Genomic DNA, 16,671 nt, shown 5'->3' with positions numbered 1-16,671 from the left:
CGCGGCACCACCCGCACACGCGTGAGGCCCGCCACCGGAATCCCGGTGGCGGGCCTCACCCGTACGCGCGTCCGGTCGGCCGTGCCTCAGCCCTGCCTGGCCGCGTTCTTCTTCTCCTCGGCGTCCTCGATGACCGCCTCCGCGACCTGCTGCATCGACATCCGCCGGTCCATCGACGTCTTCTGGATCCACCGGAACGCAGCCGGCTCCGTCAGCCCGTACTGCGTCTGCAGGATGCTCTTCGCGCGGTCCACCAGCTTCCGCGTCTCCAGCCGCTGCGCGAGGTCCGCGACCTCCTTCTCCAGCGCCCGCAGCTCCGCGAACCGCGACACCGCCATCTCGATCGCCGGCACCACGTCGCTCTTGCTGAACGGCTTCACCAGGTACGCCATCGCCCCGGCGTCCCGCGCCCGCTCCACCAGCTCGCGCTGCGAGAACGCCGTCAGCATCAGGACCGGCGCGATCGACTCCTGCGCGATCTTCTCCGCCGCCGAGATGCCGTCCAGGACGGGCATCTTCACGTCCAGGATGACCAGGTCCGGGCGGTGCTCCCGGGCCAGCTCGACGGCGGCCTGCCCGTCGCCGGCCTCGCCGACCACGGAGTAGCCCTCCTCCTCGAGCATCTCCTTGAGGTCGAGACGGATGAGCGCCTCGTCCTCGGCGATGACGACGCGGGTCGTCAGCGGCGGAACGTGCGACTGGTCGGCGTCGGGCGTGGGCGTCGACTCGTGCTCGGCGGTCACGGTGGGCTCCTCGATGCGGGGCAGACAAGCTCCCCCGAGCCTACCTAGCTGCGGTAAGGTGGACACGCAGCGGGTCGACGACAACCTTCGATTCGTTGGGCCCCGGTAGCCCAATTGGCAGCAGGCGATGGATTCAAAACCCATACAGTGTCGGTTCGAGTCCGACCCGGGGCACTTTTCCTTAAATTCCATGGTCACGTGATAAGTGCGTGACCATCACCTTTTCCGGGGAACGACACCCGTTTCGGGGCACCCACGACGCACTTCTCAGCAAGTGTCGCGCGCATGTACGACATTGCCACCCGTCGACGAGCCCTCGCTCTTGTCGAGCAAGGTCGCAGCCTGAACTCCGTGAGCACCGAGACGGGCATCTCCCGCGCCGCACTTCGCGCCTGGCAGATCCGAGTCGAGCCGCTCCTGCGCACAGGACGGGACACCGAATGCGTCGGCCCCGCCGACCAGGAGGCCTACGTCTATCTGCTCGGCCTCTATCTCGGCGACGGCTGCATCAGCACCCACCCACGCGGGGGACACTACCTGCGCATCGCCTGCGGGGACGCCTGGCCCGGCTTGATCGAACTGTGCCGGGCAGCGATGGCCGCCGTCCGCCCTGAGAACCGGGTCTACGTCCTGAAGCGGTCCGGCTGCGTCATGGTGACCAGCTTCGGACACCACTGGACCTGCCTGTTTCCCCAGCACGGCCCGGGCAAGAAGCACGACCGCCGCATCCACCTGCTCCCCTGGCAGCAGGCCATGGTCGACACCCACCCGTGGGCCCTCGTCCGCGGGCTGATCCACTCCGACGGATGCCGGGTCACCAACTGGACCGTCCGCAACGGCAAGCGGTACGAGTACCCGCGCTACTTCTTCACCAACAAGTCGGCGGACATCACCGCCCTCCTGACGACCACCCTGGACCGCCTCGGGGTGAGCTGGACGCGCGCCAACCAGCAGAACACCTCCATCGCCCGCAAGGAGTCCGTGGCGCTCATGGATCTGCACGTCGGGCCGAAGCACTAGCTACCGGCGGGCGTAGCTGCCGAGGCCGACGAGGCAGTAGACGTACTGGTTGATGGGGACGCCGTTGTGCTTGTAGCTGTGCGAGAAGGCGTATTCGGTCCTGGGGTCGGCCTGGCAGCGTTCCATCTCGGTGGTGAAGGGGAAGCGCTGGATCACCCGGTAGTGGGCGTCGTCGGCGGAGCAGGGGACTTCGTTGATGTTGTGGACGCGGGTGGCGGTGGTGGAGTCGGGGAGGGTGCCGTTGAGGCAGGTGCCCTCGTCGTAGGGGCTGGGTTCGGGGGCGGCGCTGGTGGGGGTGCCGAGGTCGGGCAGGTCGAGCGTGGGGACGGGTGCGGGGGCGGCGTAGGTGGGGGTGGGGCGTTTGGTGTCGCTGGTGTCGGTGTCGTCGGCGAGGGCGACGATGCCGGCGATGAGCCCGCCGGTGACGAGGAGGGCGAGGAGGCAGCCGAGGGAGTTGCCCTTCCGGGGCGGCGGGGTGCCGGCGATCCGGATGCGGAAGTGGATCTCCTGGCCGGCTATGCGTCCGCGGACGACGTCGCCGTGTCGGCTGGGCGGGAGCGAGAGGCGTGCGGTGGTGCCGTCTCGGAGGGGCAGGTTGAGGACGGCGCCTGAGGCGGCCTGTTCGGGGGTGACGGTGATCGGGATTTCCTGCGGCGGCACGGGCTTCTCCAGGGGGCGGGTCGAGCCGGGTGTTCCGTGGGCGTCGCGGGGATTGTGCCGGGCGCCGGGGCGGTGACGCAGCGGTTCCGGCGGAGTGGTGGCGGATCGTTGCGGTCGGTGCCGGGGGGCGGATGTGGGGGCGCCCCCGCCGGCGGGTGGCGGCGGGGGCGTGCGAGGTGCGGAGGGGGTGCGCGTCAGCGGACGGGGTCGCCGATGCGGTGGACGCGCACGAGGTTGGTGGAGCCGGAGACGCCGGGGGGTGAGCCGGCTGTGATGACGACGGTGTCGCCGGGGACGCAGCGGCCGATGCGGAGGAGTTCCTCCTCGACCTGGGCGACCATCGCGTCGGTGGAGTCGACGTGGGGGCCGAGGAAGGTTTCGACGCCCCAGGTCAGGGTGAGCTGGGAGCGGGTGGCGGCGTCGGGGGTGAAGGCGAGGAGGGGGATGGGTGAGCGGTAGCGGGAGAGGCGCCGGACGGTGTCGCCGCTCTGGGTGAAGGCGACGAGGAACCTGGCGCCGAGGAAGTCGCCCATTTCGGCGGCCGCGCGGGCGACGGCTCCGCCCTGGGTGCGGGGCTTGCTCCGCTCGGTCAGCGGGGGGAGGCCCTTGGCGAGGATGTCCTCTTCGGCGGCTTCGACGATGCGCGACATGGTCCTGACGGTGTCGACGGGGTACTTGCCGACGCTGGTCTCGCCGGAGAGCATGACGGCGTCGGTGCCGTCGATGACGGCGTTGGCGACGTCGGATGCCTCGGCGCGGGTGGGCCGGCTGTTGTCGATCATCGAGTCGAGCATCTGGGTGGCGACGATGACGGGTTTGGCGTTGCGCTTGGCGAGTTTGATGGCGCGCTTCTGGACGAGCGGGACCTGTTCCAGGGGCATTTCGACGCCGAGGTCGCCGCGGGCCACCATGATGCCGTCGAAGGCGGCGACGATGTCGTCGATGTTGTCGACGGCTTGGGGCTTCTCGATTTTGGCGATGACCGGGAGCCGGCGGCCTTCCTCGTCCATGATGCGGTGGACGTCGTCGATGTCCCGGCCGGTGCGGACGAAGGACAGGGCGATGACGTCGGCGCCCGTGCGCAGCGCCCAGCGGAGGTCGTCGATGTCCTTGTCGGAGAGGGCGGGGACGGAGACGGCGACGCCGGGGAGGTTGAGTCCCTTGTGGTCGGAGACCATGCCGCCCTCGATGACGCGGGTGCGGACGCGAGGGCCGTCTACGGCGGCGACTTCGAGGGTGACGCGGCCGTCGTCGACGAGGATGCGTTCGCCGGGGGTGACGTCGGCGGCGAGGCCCTTGTAGGTGGTGCCGCAGGTGTGGCGGTCGCCGGGGGTGTCCTCGACGGTGATGGTGAAGGTGTCGCCGCGTTCAAGGAGTACGGGTCCTTCGGCGAAGCGTCCGAGGCGGATCTTCGGGCCTTGAAGGTCGGCGAGGATGCCGACGCTGCGGCCGCTCTCGTCGGAGGCCTTGCGTACGCGCTGGTAGCGCTCCTCGTGTTCGGCGTAGGTGCCGTGGCTGAGGTTGAGGCGGGCGACGTCCATTCCGGCTTCGACCAGGGCCTTGATCTGGTCGTATGAGTCGGTGGCGGGTCCCAGGGTGCATACGATTTTCGCTCGGCGCATGGGGTGAGCGTATGCCCTACTTGGCGGTAGGCGGTGGGGTTCCGGTGTCCGCCCAACAACGCTTGGGCGAAGGGTTGTTGACAATTGTTGAATGTGCGTGGGGGTGCTCTGTTGAGCACCCCCGGGGTGTGGGTTCGTACGGTTTCCCGAGCTGTTTTCCGTGGGTCTGTCAGAGTTGCGGCGGGGTCATGGTGAAGCGGGCGTTCACCTGGGCGTAGACGGTTTGGCGCTGGGGTTCGAGGTCGAGGGGCGGGGCGGTTTCCTCGGCGCCGCCGAAGGCCATGGCGCGCATGGTGCCGGCGGGGGCGGCCATGGCGAGGGGGCCGGCGTTCTCGGCGCCGAGGTCGGCGAGTTCGACGAGGGCGGCGAGGCGGGCGCCGAGGGCGTCGGCGTATTCGCGGGCGCGTTGGACGGCGTCGAGGACGGCCTGGCGGCGGGCTTCGGCGTGGGCGGGCGAGGTGGGGCGCAGGGCCCACCAGGGTCCGTCGACGCGGGTGAGTTCGAGGTCGGCGAGGCGGGTGGTGAGTTCGCCGAGGGCGGTGAAGTCGGTGAGTTCGGCGGTGAGGTGGACGCGGCCGTGGTAGGCGCGGATGCGTTCGCCGCGGCCGTGGCGGGTGGGTTCGGGGGTGATGGAGAAGGCGCCGGTCTCGAGTTTCTCGACGGCGTCGCCGTAGGTCTTGATGAGGTCGAGGGTGGTGTTGTTGCGGCGGGTGAGGTCGTCGAGTGCGGTGCGGCGGTCGGTGCCGCGGGCGGTGACGGTGACTCCGATGCGGGCGATTTCCGGGTCGACTTCGAGGTGGGCTTCACCGCGGACGGCGATGCGGGGGGTCTCGGGGGTCCCGTAGGGCTGGTGCGGGGTGTCGGTGGTCATGGGTTCACTGTGGCACCGCGGGGGCGGGGCGGCAGGGAGTTGGGGTGCGGAGGGGGGTGTTGCCGGTTGTTACCGATGGGTCAGAATCTACGCGCGTTGTCGATGTCGTCAGCGCGGTCAGTGCGTCTTCAGGGAGTTCGGTATGGGGTTGGACCGCAGGGCGTTTTTGGGTTCGTCCGCCGTGACGGGTGCGGCGGTGGCATGGACGGGGGCGTCGGCGGTGCCGGCGGCCGCGGCACCGGCTGCGGGGGCCGCGGCTGCGGAGTCGCGGCGACCGGGGCGGACGTACGCGTTCACGGTGATGGGGACGACGGATCTGCACGGGAACGTCTTCAACTGGGACTACTTCACGGACCGCGAGTTCGACGACAAGGCGCACAACGACGTGGGCCTGGCGAAGATCTCGACGCTGGTGGAGCAGGTGCGGGCGGAGAAGGGCCGGGGCAACACGCTGCTGATCGACGCCGGTGACACGATCCAGGGCACGCAGCTGTCGTACTACTACGCCAAGGTGGACCCGATCACGGCGCGGCGCGGTCCGGTGCATCCGATGGCGCAGGCGATGAACGCGATCGGGTACGACGCGGCGGCGTTGGGGAACCACGAGTTCAACTACGGGATCCCGGTGCTGCGGAAGTTCCAGGAGCAGTGCGACTTCCCGCTGCTCGGGGCGAACGCGGTGGACGCGCGGTCGCTGCGGCCGGCGTTTCCCCCGTACAGCATGCACCGGTTGCGGACCCCGCACGGGCGGGACGTGAAGGTGGCGGTCCTGGGTCTGACGAATCCGGGCATCGCGATCTGGGACAAGGCGCACGTGCAGGGGAAGATGGCGTTCCCGGGGCTGGAGGAGCAGGCGGCGAAGTACGTGCCGCGGCTGCGGTCAATGGGCGCCGACGTGGTGATCGTGTCGGCGCACTCGGGGTCGAGCGGGACGTCGTCGTACGGGGACCAGCTGCCGTATGTGGAGAACGCGGCGGGCCTGGTGGCGGAGCAGGTGCCGGGGATCGACGCGATCCTGGTGGGGCACGCGCACACGGAGATACCGGAGTACCGGGTGCGGAACAAGGCGACCGGCAAGGACGTCGTGCTGTCGGAGCCGCTGAAGTGGGGGCAGCGGCTGACGCTGTTCGACTTCGAGCTGTCGTGGGAGCGGGGCCGCTGGTCGGTGGCTTCGGTGTCGGCGCGGGTGCTGAACTCGAACACGGTGCCGGAGGACCCGAAGATCGTGCGGCTGCTGTCGGACGAGCACCGGAAGGTGGTCGAGTACGTCAACCAGGTGATCGGTACGTCGACGCAGGCGATGTCGTCGGCGGAGGGCCCGGTGAAGGACGTCCCGATCATCGACCTGATCAACCACGTGCAGGCGGAGACGGTGAAGGGCGCCCTCGCCGGCACGGAGTGGGCTGCGCTGCCGGTGCTGTCGCAGGCGTCGTGCTTCTCGCGGACGGCGGTGATCCCGGAGGGGAAGGTGACGCTGCGGGACGCGGCGGGCCTGTACCCGTTCGAGAACACGCTGGAGGCACGCGTCCTGACGGGCGCGCAGGTCAAGGACTACCTGGAGTACTCGGCCCGGTACTTCGTCCGCACGGCTCCGGACGCGGCGGTGGATCCGGCGAAGCTGACGAACGCGGAGGGGATCCCGGACTACAACTACGACTCCGTCTACGGGCTGGTCTACGACGTGGACATCGCCCAGCCGGTGGGATCGCGGATCACGGGGCTGTCGTTCGGGGGGCGGCCGGTGGATCCGCAGGAGCGGTTCGTCCTGGCGGTGAACAACTACCGGGCTTCGGGCGGCGGGGCGTTCCCGCACGTGGCGGGGGCGAAGCAGGTGTGGGCCGATTCGGACGAGATCCGGAACACGATCATTTCGTGGGTGAAGGCGAAGGGCACGGTGGACCCGGTGGTGTTCGCGTCGGCGGGGTGGCGCCTGACGCGGGCGGGCGTGCCGGTGTTCTAGCCGTGTGCCCCGGTCCGGTGCCGGCGTTCGGCGCCGGCACCGGACCGGGCCGCCGTCACCTCCTGACCTCGGCGACGGCAGGATGCGCGTCGGGTCAGGTGCGTGCCTTCTCCTCGCGGTGCCATGCGTACCGCCACGCTGCTTCGAGGCAGTAGTACTCCACCTCGTGAAAGCCGGGCCGCGGCGGTCCGAGCCGCTTCGCGGCTTCCACGCACCGCTCGTCTTCGTGGAGTGCGAGACCGTGGACGGCCTCGAGCTGGACCTGGCGCTCGGGGTGGTCGAGGAGGACCGCCATCGCGTCGGTCAATGCCCGGTCGCCGTTCGCGACCTCGGCGGCGCTGCGGCAGGCCGCGGTCCTCACGCCGGTGTCCAGGTCGTTCATCAGTGTCAGAAGTCCCTCGCGGGCCGCGCCGGACAGGTGCTCGCGTTCCATGGACGTGCCGAGGCCGGCGGCCACCGCTCGCCGGACGCCGGGCTCATGGTGCCCGAGATGCGCCAGGAGGGCGGCTTCGGCACGCGGCCCCTGGTAGGAGAAGAGGCCGTACAGCACCGTGGTCAGGACGGCGGGGTCCGTCTCCCCGGCTGACCAGTCCGTGAGGGCGGCGACGGCGAGGACGCTGAACTCCTCGTCGTGGCTGTCGGCGAAGAGTTCGAACAGGCGCATCAGTTCGGCTCCGAACAGTCGGCGGAGGGGGTCCGCGTCGGCCCGCAGCGATTCGGCGGCGGCCCAGACTCCCTTCTCTCGCCGGTGGGAGAGCTCGATCGCGGCTTGGCCCCACGCCGTGTGGTCCTCGTCGCGTTCCAAGGCGCGGGCGATGAGTTCTTCGCACGAGGTGCGGATACCGAGCATCTCCTCCAGACGGGTGAGGATCGCCCCGTGCCCGTCCCGCACGGTCATCTCGCCGAGGGTGAGTTCGCCGACGGTGTGGTACTCGTCGTCTTGGACGCGGGTGCGGGTGACGGCGTCCGAGGAGCCGGTGCGGCGCCGCAGCCCGGTTTCGGTACCGGCCTCGTGCCAGGCACGCGCGAGATCCCGCATGCCGATCAGCTCGGGCGTCGGGTACCTGTGCCGTAGGCCGGTGCCCGTCAGGGCGTCGACCAGTGCGGGCGAGCCGAAGTCGACGGCCTCGCGCAGCGACGGCAGCTCGTCCGGGTCGACTTCGCCGGGCTGGGCACCGAGTCTGAGCAGCGTGTCGGCGATGTCGGTGTGCAAGGACTGGACGGCCGCGGTGAAGGCTGCGGTCACGTGGTCGGAGCCCTCGCAGGGCCGGCCGTCGCGTTCCTCCAGGATCTGCTTCACGCGGAGCTTGTCGCCGGCCCTGGCTGCGGCGGCCAGAGGGCCGTCCACCGCACCGCTCGCGTGTCTGTCCGTCTGCATGACTGCTCCCCGTCGTGTTTCCGCTGGTCAGTCTAGGTCCGTCCGGCTGGAGCGCCGCATGCATTTCCGGCCGGGGGCAGGTCCCGGCCGGTCGGGTGTCCGGGGCTCAGGCGTGGTCGGCGAGGGGGCGGAGTTCGACGGTGGGGTCGGGCCGGGGCTCGGGGCGGGGTTCGAGGCCGAAGGTGGTGAAGGCGGTGCGGGCGGGCTGGGGGTAGGGGTCGGTGCCGGTGAGGGTGTTGAGGATGGTGGCGCTGCGCCATGCGGCGAGGCCGAGGTCGGGGGCTCCGACGCCGTGCGTGTGGCGTTCGCCGTTCTGGACGAAGACGGTGCCGGTGACGGCGGGGTCGAGGACCATGCGGTGGCTGCGGTCGATGCGGGGGCGGCCGGAGGAGTCCCTGCGGAGGTAGGGGTCGAGGCCGGCGAGCAGGCGTTCGAGGGGGCGTTCGCGGTAGCCGGTGGCGAGGACGACGGCGTCGGTGGTGAGGCGGGAGCGGGTGCCCTGGTCGGTGTGCTCCAGGTGGAGCTCGATCTTGGTGGTGGCGATGCGGCCCGCGGTGCGGACGGTGACGCCGGGGGTGAGGACGGTGTCGGGCCAGCCGCCGTGGAGGCTGCGGAGGTAGAGCTCGTGGTGGATGGCGGCGATGGTGGCGGTGTCGATGCCCTTGTGGAGCTGCCACTGTGCGGGCAGGAGGCGGTCGCGGACGGGTTCGGGGAGGGCGTGGAAGTAGTGGGTGTAGTCGGGGGTGAAGTGCTCGAGGCCGAGCTTGCTGTACTCCATGGGCGCGAAGGAGGGGGTGCGGGCGAGCCAGGTGAGGCGTTCGCGGCCGGCGGGGCGGGCCCGGAGCAGGTCGAGGAAGATCTCGGCGCCGGACTGGCCCGAGCCGATGACGGTGATGTGGTCGGCGCCGAGGATGCGGGTGCGGTTGTCGAGGTAGTCCGCGGAGTGGATCACGGGGACGGTCGGGGCTTCCGCAAGGGGGCGGAGCGGGTCGGGGACGTGGGGGGCGGTGCCGATGCCGAGGGCGAGGTGGCGGGCGTGGGTGCGGCCGAGGGCCTCGGCTTCGCCGTGGGTGCCGAGACGCGTGTAGTCGATCTCGAAGAGGTCGTGCTCGGGGTTCCAGCGGACGGCGTCGACCTGGTGGCCGAAGTGGAGGCCGGGGAGGTTCTCGGCGACCCAGCGGCAGTAGGCGTCGTACTCGGTGCGCTGGATGTGGAACTGCTGGGCGAAGTAGAAGGGGTAGAGGCGCTCTCTGTTCTTGAGGTGGTTGAGGAAAGTCCAGGGGCTGGTGGGGTCGGCGAGGGTGACGAGGTCGGCGAGGTAGGGCACTTGGAGGGTGGTGCCGTCGATGAGCAGCCCGGGGTGCCAGCGGAAGTGGGGGCGATCGTCGTAGAAGGCGGTGGCGAGCGGGACCGCTCCGTGGCGGGGGAGGCCGTCGGCGAGGGCGGCGAGGGACAGGTTGAACGGACCGATGCCGATTCCGACGAGGTCGTGGGGTGTATCGAGGTGGGCGGTCATCGGGGGGTGCTGCCTTCCAGGAGGGTGAGGAGGGTGGTGAGGTCCTGTGGGGTGGTGTGCGGGTTGAGGAGGGTGGCCTTGAGCCAGAGGCGGCCGTCGGCGGTGGCGCGGCCGAGGACGGCGTGGCCGCGGTGGAGGAGGGCGCGGCGGAGGTGTGCGGTCTCCGCGTCGGTGGCTTGCGAGGGCCGGAAGAGGACGGTGGTCAGGATGGGTGGTGCGTGCAGTGTGAAGGCGGGGTGGGCGTCGACGAGTTCGGCGAGGTGGCGGGCGAGGCCGAGGGTGTGGTCGATGAGACGGGTCAGACCCTCGCGGCCGAGGGCGCGCAGGGTCACGGCGATCTTGAGGGCGTCGGGGCGCCGGGTGGTGCGCAGCGAGCGGCCGAGGAGGTCGGGCAGGCCGGCTTCGGTGTCGTCGGCGGCGTTGAGGTAGTCGGCCTGGTGGGCGAGCGCGCCCAGTTGGGCGGCGTCGGGGACGGCGAGGAGGCCCGCGGGAACGGGCTGCCAGCCGAGTTTGTGCAGGTCGAGGCTGATGGACCGGGCGCGGTGGAGGCCGGCGAGAAGATGCCGGTGCCGATGCGTGAGGGCGAGGGGTCCGGCGTAGGCGGCGTCGACGTGCAGCTCGGCCCCGTACCGCTCACAGACGTCGGCAAGTGCGTCCAGCGGGTCGATGAGTCCGGCATCGGTGGTGCCTGCGGTGGCGGTGACGAGGGCGGGGCCGGTGGTGCGGGCGAGGACGTCGTGCACGTGGCGCGGGTCGAGGACGCCGGCCGGGGTGGGCAGCGAGGTGGTGGGGGGCAGCCCGAGGAGCCAGGCGGCGCGGGGGACGGAGTGGTGGGCGTTGGCTCCGTGGATGACGGTGACGGCGGGGCCGTGGCGTTCACGCGCGAGCAGCAGGGCGAGCTGGTTGGCTTCGGTGCCGCCGGTGGTGATGAGGGCGTCGGGCTCTGCGGTGGGGTACAGCTCGGCGGCGAGGGTGCGGGTGAGGAGGGCTTCGAGTGCGGAGGCGGCGGGGGCCTGGTCCCAGGAGTCCAGAGAGGGATTGAGGGCGCCGGCGGCGAGGTCGGCCGCGGCGGCGACGGCGAGGGGCGGCCCGTGCAGGTGCCCGGCGCACAGCGGATCGGCGGGATCGGCGGCGCCGCGTGCCAGGACGTGCACGAGCGTACGCAGGGCTTCGTGGGGCCCGGTTCCGCGCTCGGGCAGAAGCGCCCCGAGCGCGGCGGTGACATCGCCGCCGACGGCGTCCGGCCCGCCGGCCGGCAGGGGCCCGGTCCGGGCGCGGGCCCCGGCGGCGAGGGCGTCGAGAACGGTGTCGAGGAGCGGACGCAGGGCGTCGGGCCCGTCGGCGCCTCCGGCGAGCGGGGGCAGTGGCGGTCCGGGCGGCGCGGTCATGGGGTCCTCACGGGGGCGGGCGGTACGGGGCGGCCGGCCCTGTTGTACGGGGCCCCTGGCATCGGGGCGCGACCGGCAGCGGTGGCGTCCGGAGCACCCGCCGATACAACGATCCGACCGGAACGGGGTAACCACCCCACCGCCACCGCCGACCCGGGACCGCCGCCGACGGTGCGCGGCACGCGAGCCGCCACTGGCCGGCGCGCCACCCCCGCACCCCGGCACAGGCCAGGCCCCCACCCGCGAATGCCGATACCGGACGGGCGCCACGCACGAGGCGCTACCGGCCGGGAGCCCCGCACAAGGTCGCTACCAGCCGGGCCACCTGCAACGCACAGACCCACCTGCGGCCTTCGGCGCGGAGCCGAAGCGGAGCAAGCGGGCGGGGCGGTACGGGGGCGGGGCCGCCGGCCCGGCAGCAGAAGGCGGCAGACGCAGGCGGCAGACGGCAGACGGACCCAGGGCGGCACACGGACCCAGGCGGCAGACACAGGCACCAGCCAGCCGACACAGGCGGCAGCCAGCCGACACAGGCGGCAGCCAGGCGACACAGGCGGCCGACACAGGCGGCACCGGCAAGCGCCGGGCGTGGGGCAGTAACCGGCTCCACCCTCAGCGGACGGCGGAACGCCCACCGAGGCCCCGGACAGCCCCTCCCGCAGGTTGAGCTTGTACGCCGGCCACGCACCACCGCCGGTCGCCCGCGCGGCGAGACCACGTCCCGCCGCTCCATCAGGTGGCCGCCGGGTTCCGTTGCAGCCACCGACCGCAGCAGCCACCGCACGAGCGACCCCCCGCCCGGTGCAGGCGGGCCCTCTGCGGGGTCCCCGGCCCGTCCCTGCCCCGGCTCTTCGCGAGCTGGGCCACGTGCAACGTGACGCGCAGCCGTGCAGCCGTGCAGCCGTGCAGCCGTGCAGCAGACATCGATGCCGATGTCCCGGTGGCCCGTGCCGCCCCGGCGCGGCTTCGTCGACCAGCCCCGCCGGCGGTTCCCCCAGGCCCCGCCACCGCCGTTTCGTGCACCGAGTACGCCGCGCCTTCCAAGCGGGCCGGGGGTTGGGGGGGGGCGCCGCCCCAACGCTGTGGCGGCGGCCCCCACCGGATCAGCGGTGGACGGTGCGGACGTGGAGGGCTCGGGCCAGGTCGTCGAGTTGGTCGGTGAGGCCGCGGTGGAGGCGGGGGGTGACGGCGGGGTCGGTGAGGGCGGCGCGGCCGGTGGCGAGGTGGTCGGGGTCGACGGCGTGGGCGGGGAAGGCGTGGCGGGCGGCGGCTTCGGCGATGGCGGGGCCGCGGCGGGCGGCGAGTGCGGTGGCTTCGGGGTAGTAGCGGGGGACGTACGGGCTGAGGAGCTGGGCCTGTTCGGGCTGCCAGAAGCCGCGGGCGGTGGCGGTGAAGAGGTAGTTGGAGAGGTCGTCGTCGTGGAAGAGGCGGTCCCAGGCGGCGGCCTTCGCGGCGGGGTCGGGGAGGGAGGCGTGGCAGCGGGCGGCGCCTTCGCGGCCGGTGGCGCTGGGGTCGTCGGCGAGGGCGGCGTCGATGTCGGCGGGGGTGGCGGCGCCGAGGACGGCGAGGCGGGCGAGGATGCGCCAGCGGAGTTCGGGGTCGAGTTCGGGGCCGCCGGGGACGGTGCCGGCGTCGAGCCAGGCGGTGAGGGTGTGGGGCTGGGTGGCGCTGTCGATGAGGAGGCGTACGGCGGACAGGCGCAGGCCGGGGTCGGAGCCGTCCTCGGTGCGGCGCAGCAGGCCGTGTGCGATGCCGGTGAGGGTGGTGAGGGCTTCGGTGCGCCGGTGGGGGGTGAGGTAGCGGTCGGCGGTGTGGTGGCGGGCGAAGGTGAGGGCGCCTTGGACGACGGCGAGGTCGGGTTCGTCGCAGAGGTGGGCTTCGGCGGTGGCGAGGTAGTCGCCGGGGGCGAGTTCGCCGTCGCGGACCATGTCGCGGAGGGAGTTCCAGACGACGGCGCGGGTGAGGGGGTCGGGGACGGCGGAGATGCCCCGGAGGGCGGTCTCGACGGAGGTGTCGTCGAGGCGGACCTTGGCGTAGCCGAGGTCGCCGTCGTTGAGGACGAGGAGGGCGGGGCGGGGTCCGGCGGCGGAGAGGACTTCGTCGGTGGGGAGGTCGAGGGTGAGGCGTTCGCGGAGGTGGAGGCGGCGGCCGCCGGGGTCGCGGTCGTAGAGGCCGACGGCGATGTGGTGGGGGCGGCTGCCGTTGCGGTCGACGGTGAGGGTCCAGCCGCCGTGGCCTTCCTGGACGCGGGAGGTCAGGGTGTCGGCGCCGGTGGTGCGCAGCCACGTCCCGGCCCAGGTGTGGACGTCGCGGTCGGTGTGGGCGGCGAGGGAGTCGATGAGGTCGGCGAGGGAGGCGTTGGCGAACTTGTGGCGGGTGAAGTGGGTGTTGATGCCTGCGAGGAAGTCCTTCTCGCCGATCCAGGCGACGAGTTGGCGGAGCGCCGAGGCTCCCTTGGCGTAGGAGATGCCGTCGAAGTTGAGGAGGGCGGAGGCGGTGTCGGGGACGGCGTCGGGGTCGGGGGCGACGGGGTGGGTGGAGGGGCGCTGGTCGGCGTCGTATCCCCAGGGCTTGCGCTCCATGGCGAATTCGGTCCAGCTGCCGGTGAAGCGGGTGGCTTCGGTGAGGGTCTGGTAGCCCATGTACTCGGCGAAGGACTCGTTGAGCCAGATGTCGTCCCACCAGCGGAGGGTGACGAGGTCGCCGAACCACATGTGGGCCATTTCGTGGGCGATGGTGTTGGCGCGGCGCTGGCGTTCGGCGTCGGTGACGGCGGAGCGGAAGACGTATTCGTCGCGGAAGGTGACGAGGCCGGGGTTCTCCATGGCGCCCGCGTTGAATTCGGGGACGAAGGCCTGGTCGTAGGAGTCGAAGGGGTACGGCTCCGTGAACTTCTCGTGGTAGCGGTCGTAGCAGGCGGTGGTGAGGCCGAGGATCTCGTCGGCGTCCGCGTCGAGGTGGGGGGCGAGGGACTTGCGGCAGTGGATGCCGAAGGGGAGCCCGGCGTGTTCGGTGCGGATGCTGTGCCAGGGGCCTGCGGCGACGGCGGCGAGGTAGGTGGAGATGCGGGGGGTGGGGGCGGAGGTCCACACGGCGGCGCCGTCGGTGTCGCGGCGGCCGGTGCGGCTGGTGGTGCCGTTGGCGAGGACGGTCCAGTGGTCGGGGGCGGTGACGGTGAACTCGAAGACGGCCTTGAGGTCGGGCTGGTCGAAGGCCGGGAAGACGCGCTGGACGTCGTCGAGGAAGAGCTGGGTGTAGAGGTACGTCTCGCCGTCGGCGGGGTCGGTGAAGCGGTGGAGGCCCTCCCCGGTGCGGGAGTAGCGCATGCGGGTGTCGAGGCGGAGCTCGTGGGGTCCGGCGGTGAGGGCGGTGAGGGGGAGGCGGTTGTCGGTGAGGGCGGCCGGGTCGAGGGGGGTGCCGTCGAGTTCGGCGGTGCGCAGCTCGTCCGGTTTCAGTTCGAGGAAGGTGTCCCCGGCGGTGCGGGCGGTGAAGCGGATGAGGGTGGTGGTGTCGAAGGTGTCCCCGTCACCGGTGAGGTCGAGGGTGACGGTGTAGCGGTGGACGTCGAGGAGGCGGGCGCGGGCCTCGGCTTCGCTGCGGGTGAGTGCGGGCATGGGCCCATGCTGCCTGACGGGCGGGCCCCGGCCGTCGTGTGCGGTGGCCCCGCTGGTGTGGCTTGTGGATCAGGCCGGAACGGGGGCGACCGGCGAGGACGCGGCCGGCGCGCGTACCGGCCCCGCGTGCCCGGCCTGATCCGAAGGGCGCCACAGCACTAGTCTTCGCGTGCGGCGATCGTCTCGTGGTGGCGGATGACCTCGGCGATGATGAAGTTGAGGAGCTTCTCGGCGAAGGCCGGGTCGAGCTTGGCGTTCTCGGCGAGCTGGCGCAGGCGGGCGATCTGGCTGGCCTCGCGGGCGGGGTCGGCGGGCGGCAGCTGGTGGCGGGCCTTGAGGTGGCCGACCTGCTGGGTGCACTTGAAGCGTTCGGCGAGCATGTGGACGACGGCGGCGTCGATGTTGTCGATGCTGTCCCGGAGGCGGGCCAGCTCGGCGGTGACGTTCTCGTCGGGCGCCTCGGCGGGGCTGTTGTTCATGGTTCCCGAGAATACGTGGCGGGTGCAGACGGGTCTCGGGGCAGCCGGTGGATGAGACGGCCCCTGTCGGACGGGGCCTGCGACCGGGCAGGACCGGAACCAGGACCCGGACCGACCGCAACCGCACCCGCACCGGCACCCGCACCCGCACCCGCACCCGCACAGAAGTGTGCCCCGCCCTCCCGGCCCCCTGAGGGCCGGAAGGGCGGGGCGTGCGGGGCCGTGGGTCAGAGGGAGGCCGCCGCCGTCTTGATCTGCGAGGCGAAGGTGGACACCTCGGTGTAGACGCCGGGGTATCCGGCGCGGGCGCAGCCGCGTCCCCAGCTGACGATGCCGACCTGGATCCAGGCGCCGGCGGCGTCCCGGCGGAACATGGGGCCGCCGGAGTCGCCCTGGCAGGTGTCGGTGCCGCCCTGGTCGTAGCCGGCGCAGATCTCCTCGCTCGGGACGAGGGAGCTGCCGTAGGCGCTCTGGCAGGCGGCGTCGGAGACGAAGGGGACGTTGGCCTTGAGCAGGTAGCGCTGCTGGCGGCCGCCTTCGCGGTTGGCGCCCCAGCCGGCGACGGTGAAGGTGCCGTTGTCGTACTGCTTGGTCTCGGCGATGTTGAGGGTGGGCAGGTTGATCGGCTGGGCGAGTTTGATCAGGGCCCAGTCCTTGCCCTGGCCGTTGTAGCCGGGGGCGCGGTACACCTTGGTTGACCTGACCTTGATCGCGCTGGAGCTGTTGAGGTCGACGACGCCGGCGGTGGCGGTGATGGAGGTGTTGTTGCCGCTGGAGCCGACGCAGTGGGCGGCGGTGAGGACTATCTGCTGGGTGAGCAGGGAGCCGCCGCAGCCCATGGAGAGGCGGACCATCCAGGGGAACTCGCCTTGTGCGGCGCGGGTGCCGCCGACGACGGGGGCGGGGGCCGCATGGGCTCCGGCGGGCTGGAGGCTGACGGCGGCGAGGGCGACGGCGCCGGCGGCGAGGGCGCGCTTGAGGAACGTGCCGAATGAGGACACGGTCAACACACTGCCTTTCGTGGGGGGGTTGGGCTGTGCGTGCCATCGGGTGAATGACATGTACATGTCACACCCGCCGGTGTGGGACATCAAGGGCCCGTTTTCGGACATTCTGCGGAACTACATGGACGGCGGACGCCCGCCGGGGCCCGGCCCACCCCGCTCGAACACCGCTTTCCGCACACCGCCGCCCACCGCGCCCCGCCGCCGCCGCCGCGCGGCCGGCCGCCGGATGACGGGATCCGGTCGTACGCGGCCGGGCGGTGCTCCGCCCTCCGCCGGGCCCATACGCCCGCACGGCCCAACTTTGCGGGCGGCGGCGGTTCGGCGGGGGTGCGGCGTGGGTAGTGATACCCCATCGCACGAGTGCCGGACCGGTCCCGACCCCTCGCCAGGGGGCCGGGGCCGATTCGCGCCCC

General features: G+C 72.0%; 13 protein-coding genes and 1 tRNA gene. 3 read left to right on the top strand and 11 right to left on the bottom strand.

Going from position 1 to position 16,671, the window contains the following annotated elements:
- Window positions 1–86 precede the first annotated feature (86 nt).
- The gene (locus ACZ462_RS20440) at window positions 87–743 is read right to left on the bottom strand and encodes an ANTAR domain-containing response regulator (protein WP_189808948.1); all 657 of its coding nucleotides are present in this window, start codon (window positions 741–743) and stop codon (window positions 87–89) included.
- Between the two features lie 99 nt (window positions 744–842).
- Here ACZ462_RS20440 and ACZ462_RS20435 point away from each other — a divergent pair.
- A tRNA-Leu gene (locus ACZ462_RS20435) sits at window positions 843–917 on the top strand.
- A 111-nt stretch (window positions 918–1,028) separates the two neighbouring features.
- Window positions 1,029–1,763, top strand: coding sequence for a transcriptional regulator (locus ACZ462_RS20430; RefSeq protein WP_467806576.1), 735 nt, complete (start codon window positions 1,029–1,031; stop codon window positions 1,761–1,763).
- On the opposite strand, the gene ACZ462_RS20425 is transcribed toward ACZ462_RS20430, so the two are convergent.
- From ACZ462_RS20425 to ACZ462_RS20410, 4 genes are all read right to left on the bottom strand, one after another.
- A complete protein-coding gene (locus tag ACZ462_RS20425) occupies window positions 1,764–2,423 on the bottom strand; it encodes an LppU/SCO3897 family protein (RefSeq protein ID WP_467806574.1) in 660 nt (219 codons plus the stop codon). It abuts the gene before it with no gap.
- Window positions 2,424–2,617: 194 nt separating this feature from the next.
- Entirely contained in the window at window positions 2,618–4,045 is a 1,428-nt protein-coding gene (pyk, locus tag ACZ462_RS20420) for a pyruvate kinase (protein ID WP_467806573.1), read from the bottom strand.
- A gap of 169 nt (window positions 4,046–4,214) precedes the next feature.
- Complete coding sequence (locus tag ACZ462_RS20415) at window positions 4,215–4,916, bottom strand: SIMPL domain-containing protein (protein WP_467806572.1); 702 nt, start codon at window positions 4,914–4,916, stop codon at window positions 4,215–4,217.
- 117 nt (window positions 4,917–5,033) lie between these two features.
- Window positions 5,034–5,213: a hypothetical protein gene (locus ACZ462_RS20410; RefSeq protein ID WP_467806571.1), complete on the bottom strand. Its 180-nt coding sequence runs from the start codon at window positions 5,211–5,213 to the stop codon at window positions 5,034–5,036.
- A gap of 4 nt (window positions 5,214–5,217) precedes the next feature.
- Between ACZ462_RS20410 and ACZ462_RS20405 the strand changes: the two genes are divergently transcribed.
- Entirely contained in the window at window positions 5,218–6,876 is a 1,659-nt protein-coding gene (locus tag ACZ462_RS20405; RefSeq protein WP_467806570.1) for a bifunctional metallophosphatase/5'-nucleotidase, read from the top strand.
- 94 nt (window positions 6,877–6,970) lie between these two features.
- On the opposite strand, the gene ACZ462_RS20400 is transcribed toward ACZ462_RS20405, so the two are convergent.
- The 6 genes from ACZ462_RS20400 to ACZ462_RS20375 form a co-directional block, all read right to left on the bottom strand.
- On the bottom strand, window positions 6,971–8,254 hold the full coding sequence (locus ACZ462_RS20400) for a HEAT repeat domain-containing protein (RefSeq protein WP_467809580.1): 1,284 nt from the start codon (window positions 8,252–8,254) through the stop codon (window positions 6,971–6,973).
- A 106-nt stretch (window positions 8,255–8,360) separates the two neighbouring features.
- The gene (locus ACZ462_RS20395) at window positions 8,361–9,770 is read right to left on the bottom strand and encodes a lysine N(6)-hydroxylase/L-ornithine N(5)-oxygenase family protein (protein ID WP_467809581.1); all 1,410 of its coding nucleotides are present in this window, start codon (window positions 9,768–9,770) and stop codon (window positions 8,361–8,363) included.
- Window positions 9,767–11,158: a pyridoxal phosphate-dependent decarboxylase family protein gene (locus tag ACZ462_RS20390; RefSeq protein ID WP_467809582.1), complete on the bottom strand. Its 1,392-nt coding sequence runs from the start codon at window positions 11,156–11,158 to the stop codon at window positions 9,767–9,769. Before ACZ462_RS20390 ends, ACZ462_RS20395 begins: the two co-directional genes overlap by 4 nt.
- A 1,103-nt stretch (window positions 11,159–12,261) precedes the next feature.
- On the bottom strand, window positions 12,262–14,772 hold the full coding sequence (gene pepN / locus ACZ462_RS20385; RefSeq protein WP_467809583.1) for an aminopeptidase N: 2,511 nt from the start codon (window positions 14,770–14,772) through the stop codon (window positions 12,262–12,264).
- A 158-nt stretch (window positions 14,773–14,930) separates the two neighbouring features.
- Window positions 14,931–15,251: a chorismate mutase gene (locus tag ACZ462_RS20380; protein ID WP_467809584.1), complete on the bottom strand. Its 321-nt coding sequence runs from the start codon at window positions 15,249–15,251 to the stop codon at window positions 14,931–14,933.
- A gap of 227 nt (window positions 15,252–15,478) precedes the next feature.
- Window positions 15,479–16,261 carry a serine protease gene (locus tag ACZ462_RS20375; protein ID WP_467809585.1) on the bottom strand — a complete coding sequence of 261 codons (783 nt, stop codon included), beginning with the start codon at window positions 16,259–16,261 and terminating at the stop codon, window positions 15,479–15,481.
- Window positions 16,262–16,671 lie beyond the last annotated feature (410 nt).

The organism is Streptomyces sp. NPDC031121 (assembly GCF_055570615.1).
This window is presented reverse-complemented; position numbering and strand designations above follow the sequence as displayed.

Coding starts and splice junctions, on each gene's coding strand:
- ACZ462_RS20430 (WP_467806576.1), top strand. CDS start 1,029: ATGTACGACATTGCCACCCGTCGACGAGCCCTCGCTCTTGTCGAGCAA.
- pyk (WP_467806573.1), bottom strand. CDS start 4,045: ATGCGCCGAGCGAAAATCGTATGCACCCTGGGACCCGCCACCGACTCA.
- ACZ462_RS20415 (WP_467806572.1), bottom strand. CDS start 4,916: ATGACCACCGACACCCCGCACCAGCCCTACGGGACCCCCGAGACCCCC.
- ACZ462_RS20405 (WP_467806570.1), top strand. CDS start 5,218: ATGGGGACGACGGATCTGCACGGGAACGTCTTCAACTGGGACTACTTC.
- ACZ462_RS20400 (WP_467809580.1), bottom strand. CDS start 8,254: ATGCAGACGGACAGACACGCGAGCGGTGCGGTGGACGGCCCTCTGGCC.
- ACZ462_RS20395 (WP_467809581.1), bottom strand. CDS start 9,770: ATGACCGCCCACCTCGATACACCCCACGACCTCGTCGGAATCGGCATC.
- ACZ462_RS20390 (WP_467809582.1), bottom strand. CDS start 11,158: ATGACCGCGCCGCCCGGACCGCCACTGCCCCCGCTCGCCGGAGGCGCC.
- pepN (WP_467809583.1), bottom strand. CDS start 14,772: ATGCCCGCACTCACCCGCAGCGAAGCCGAGGCCCGCGCCCGCCTCCTC.
- ACZ462_RS20380 (WP_467809584.1), bottom strand. CDS start 15,251: ATGAACAACAGCCCCGCCGAGGCGCCCGACGAGAACGTCACCGCCGAG.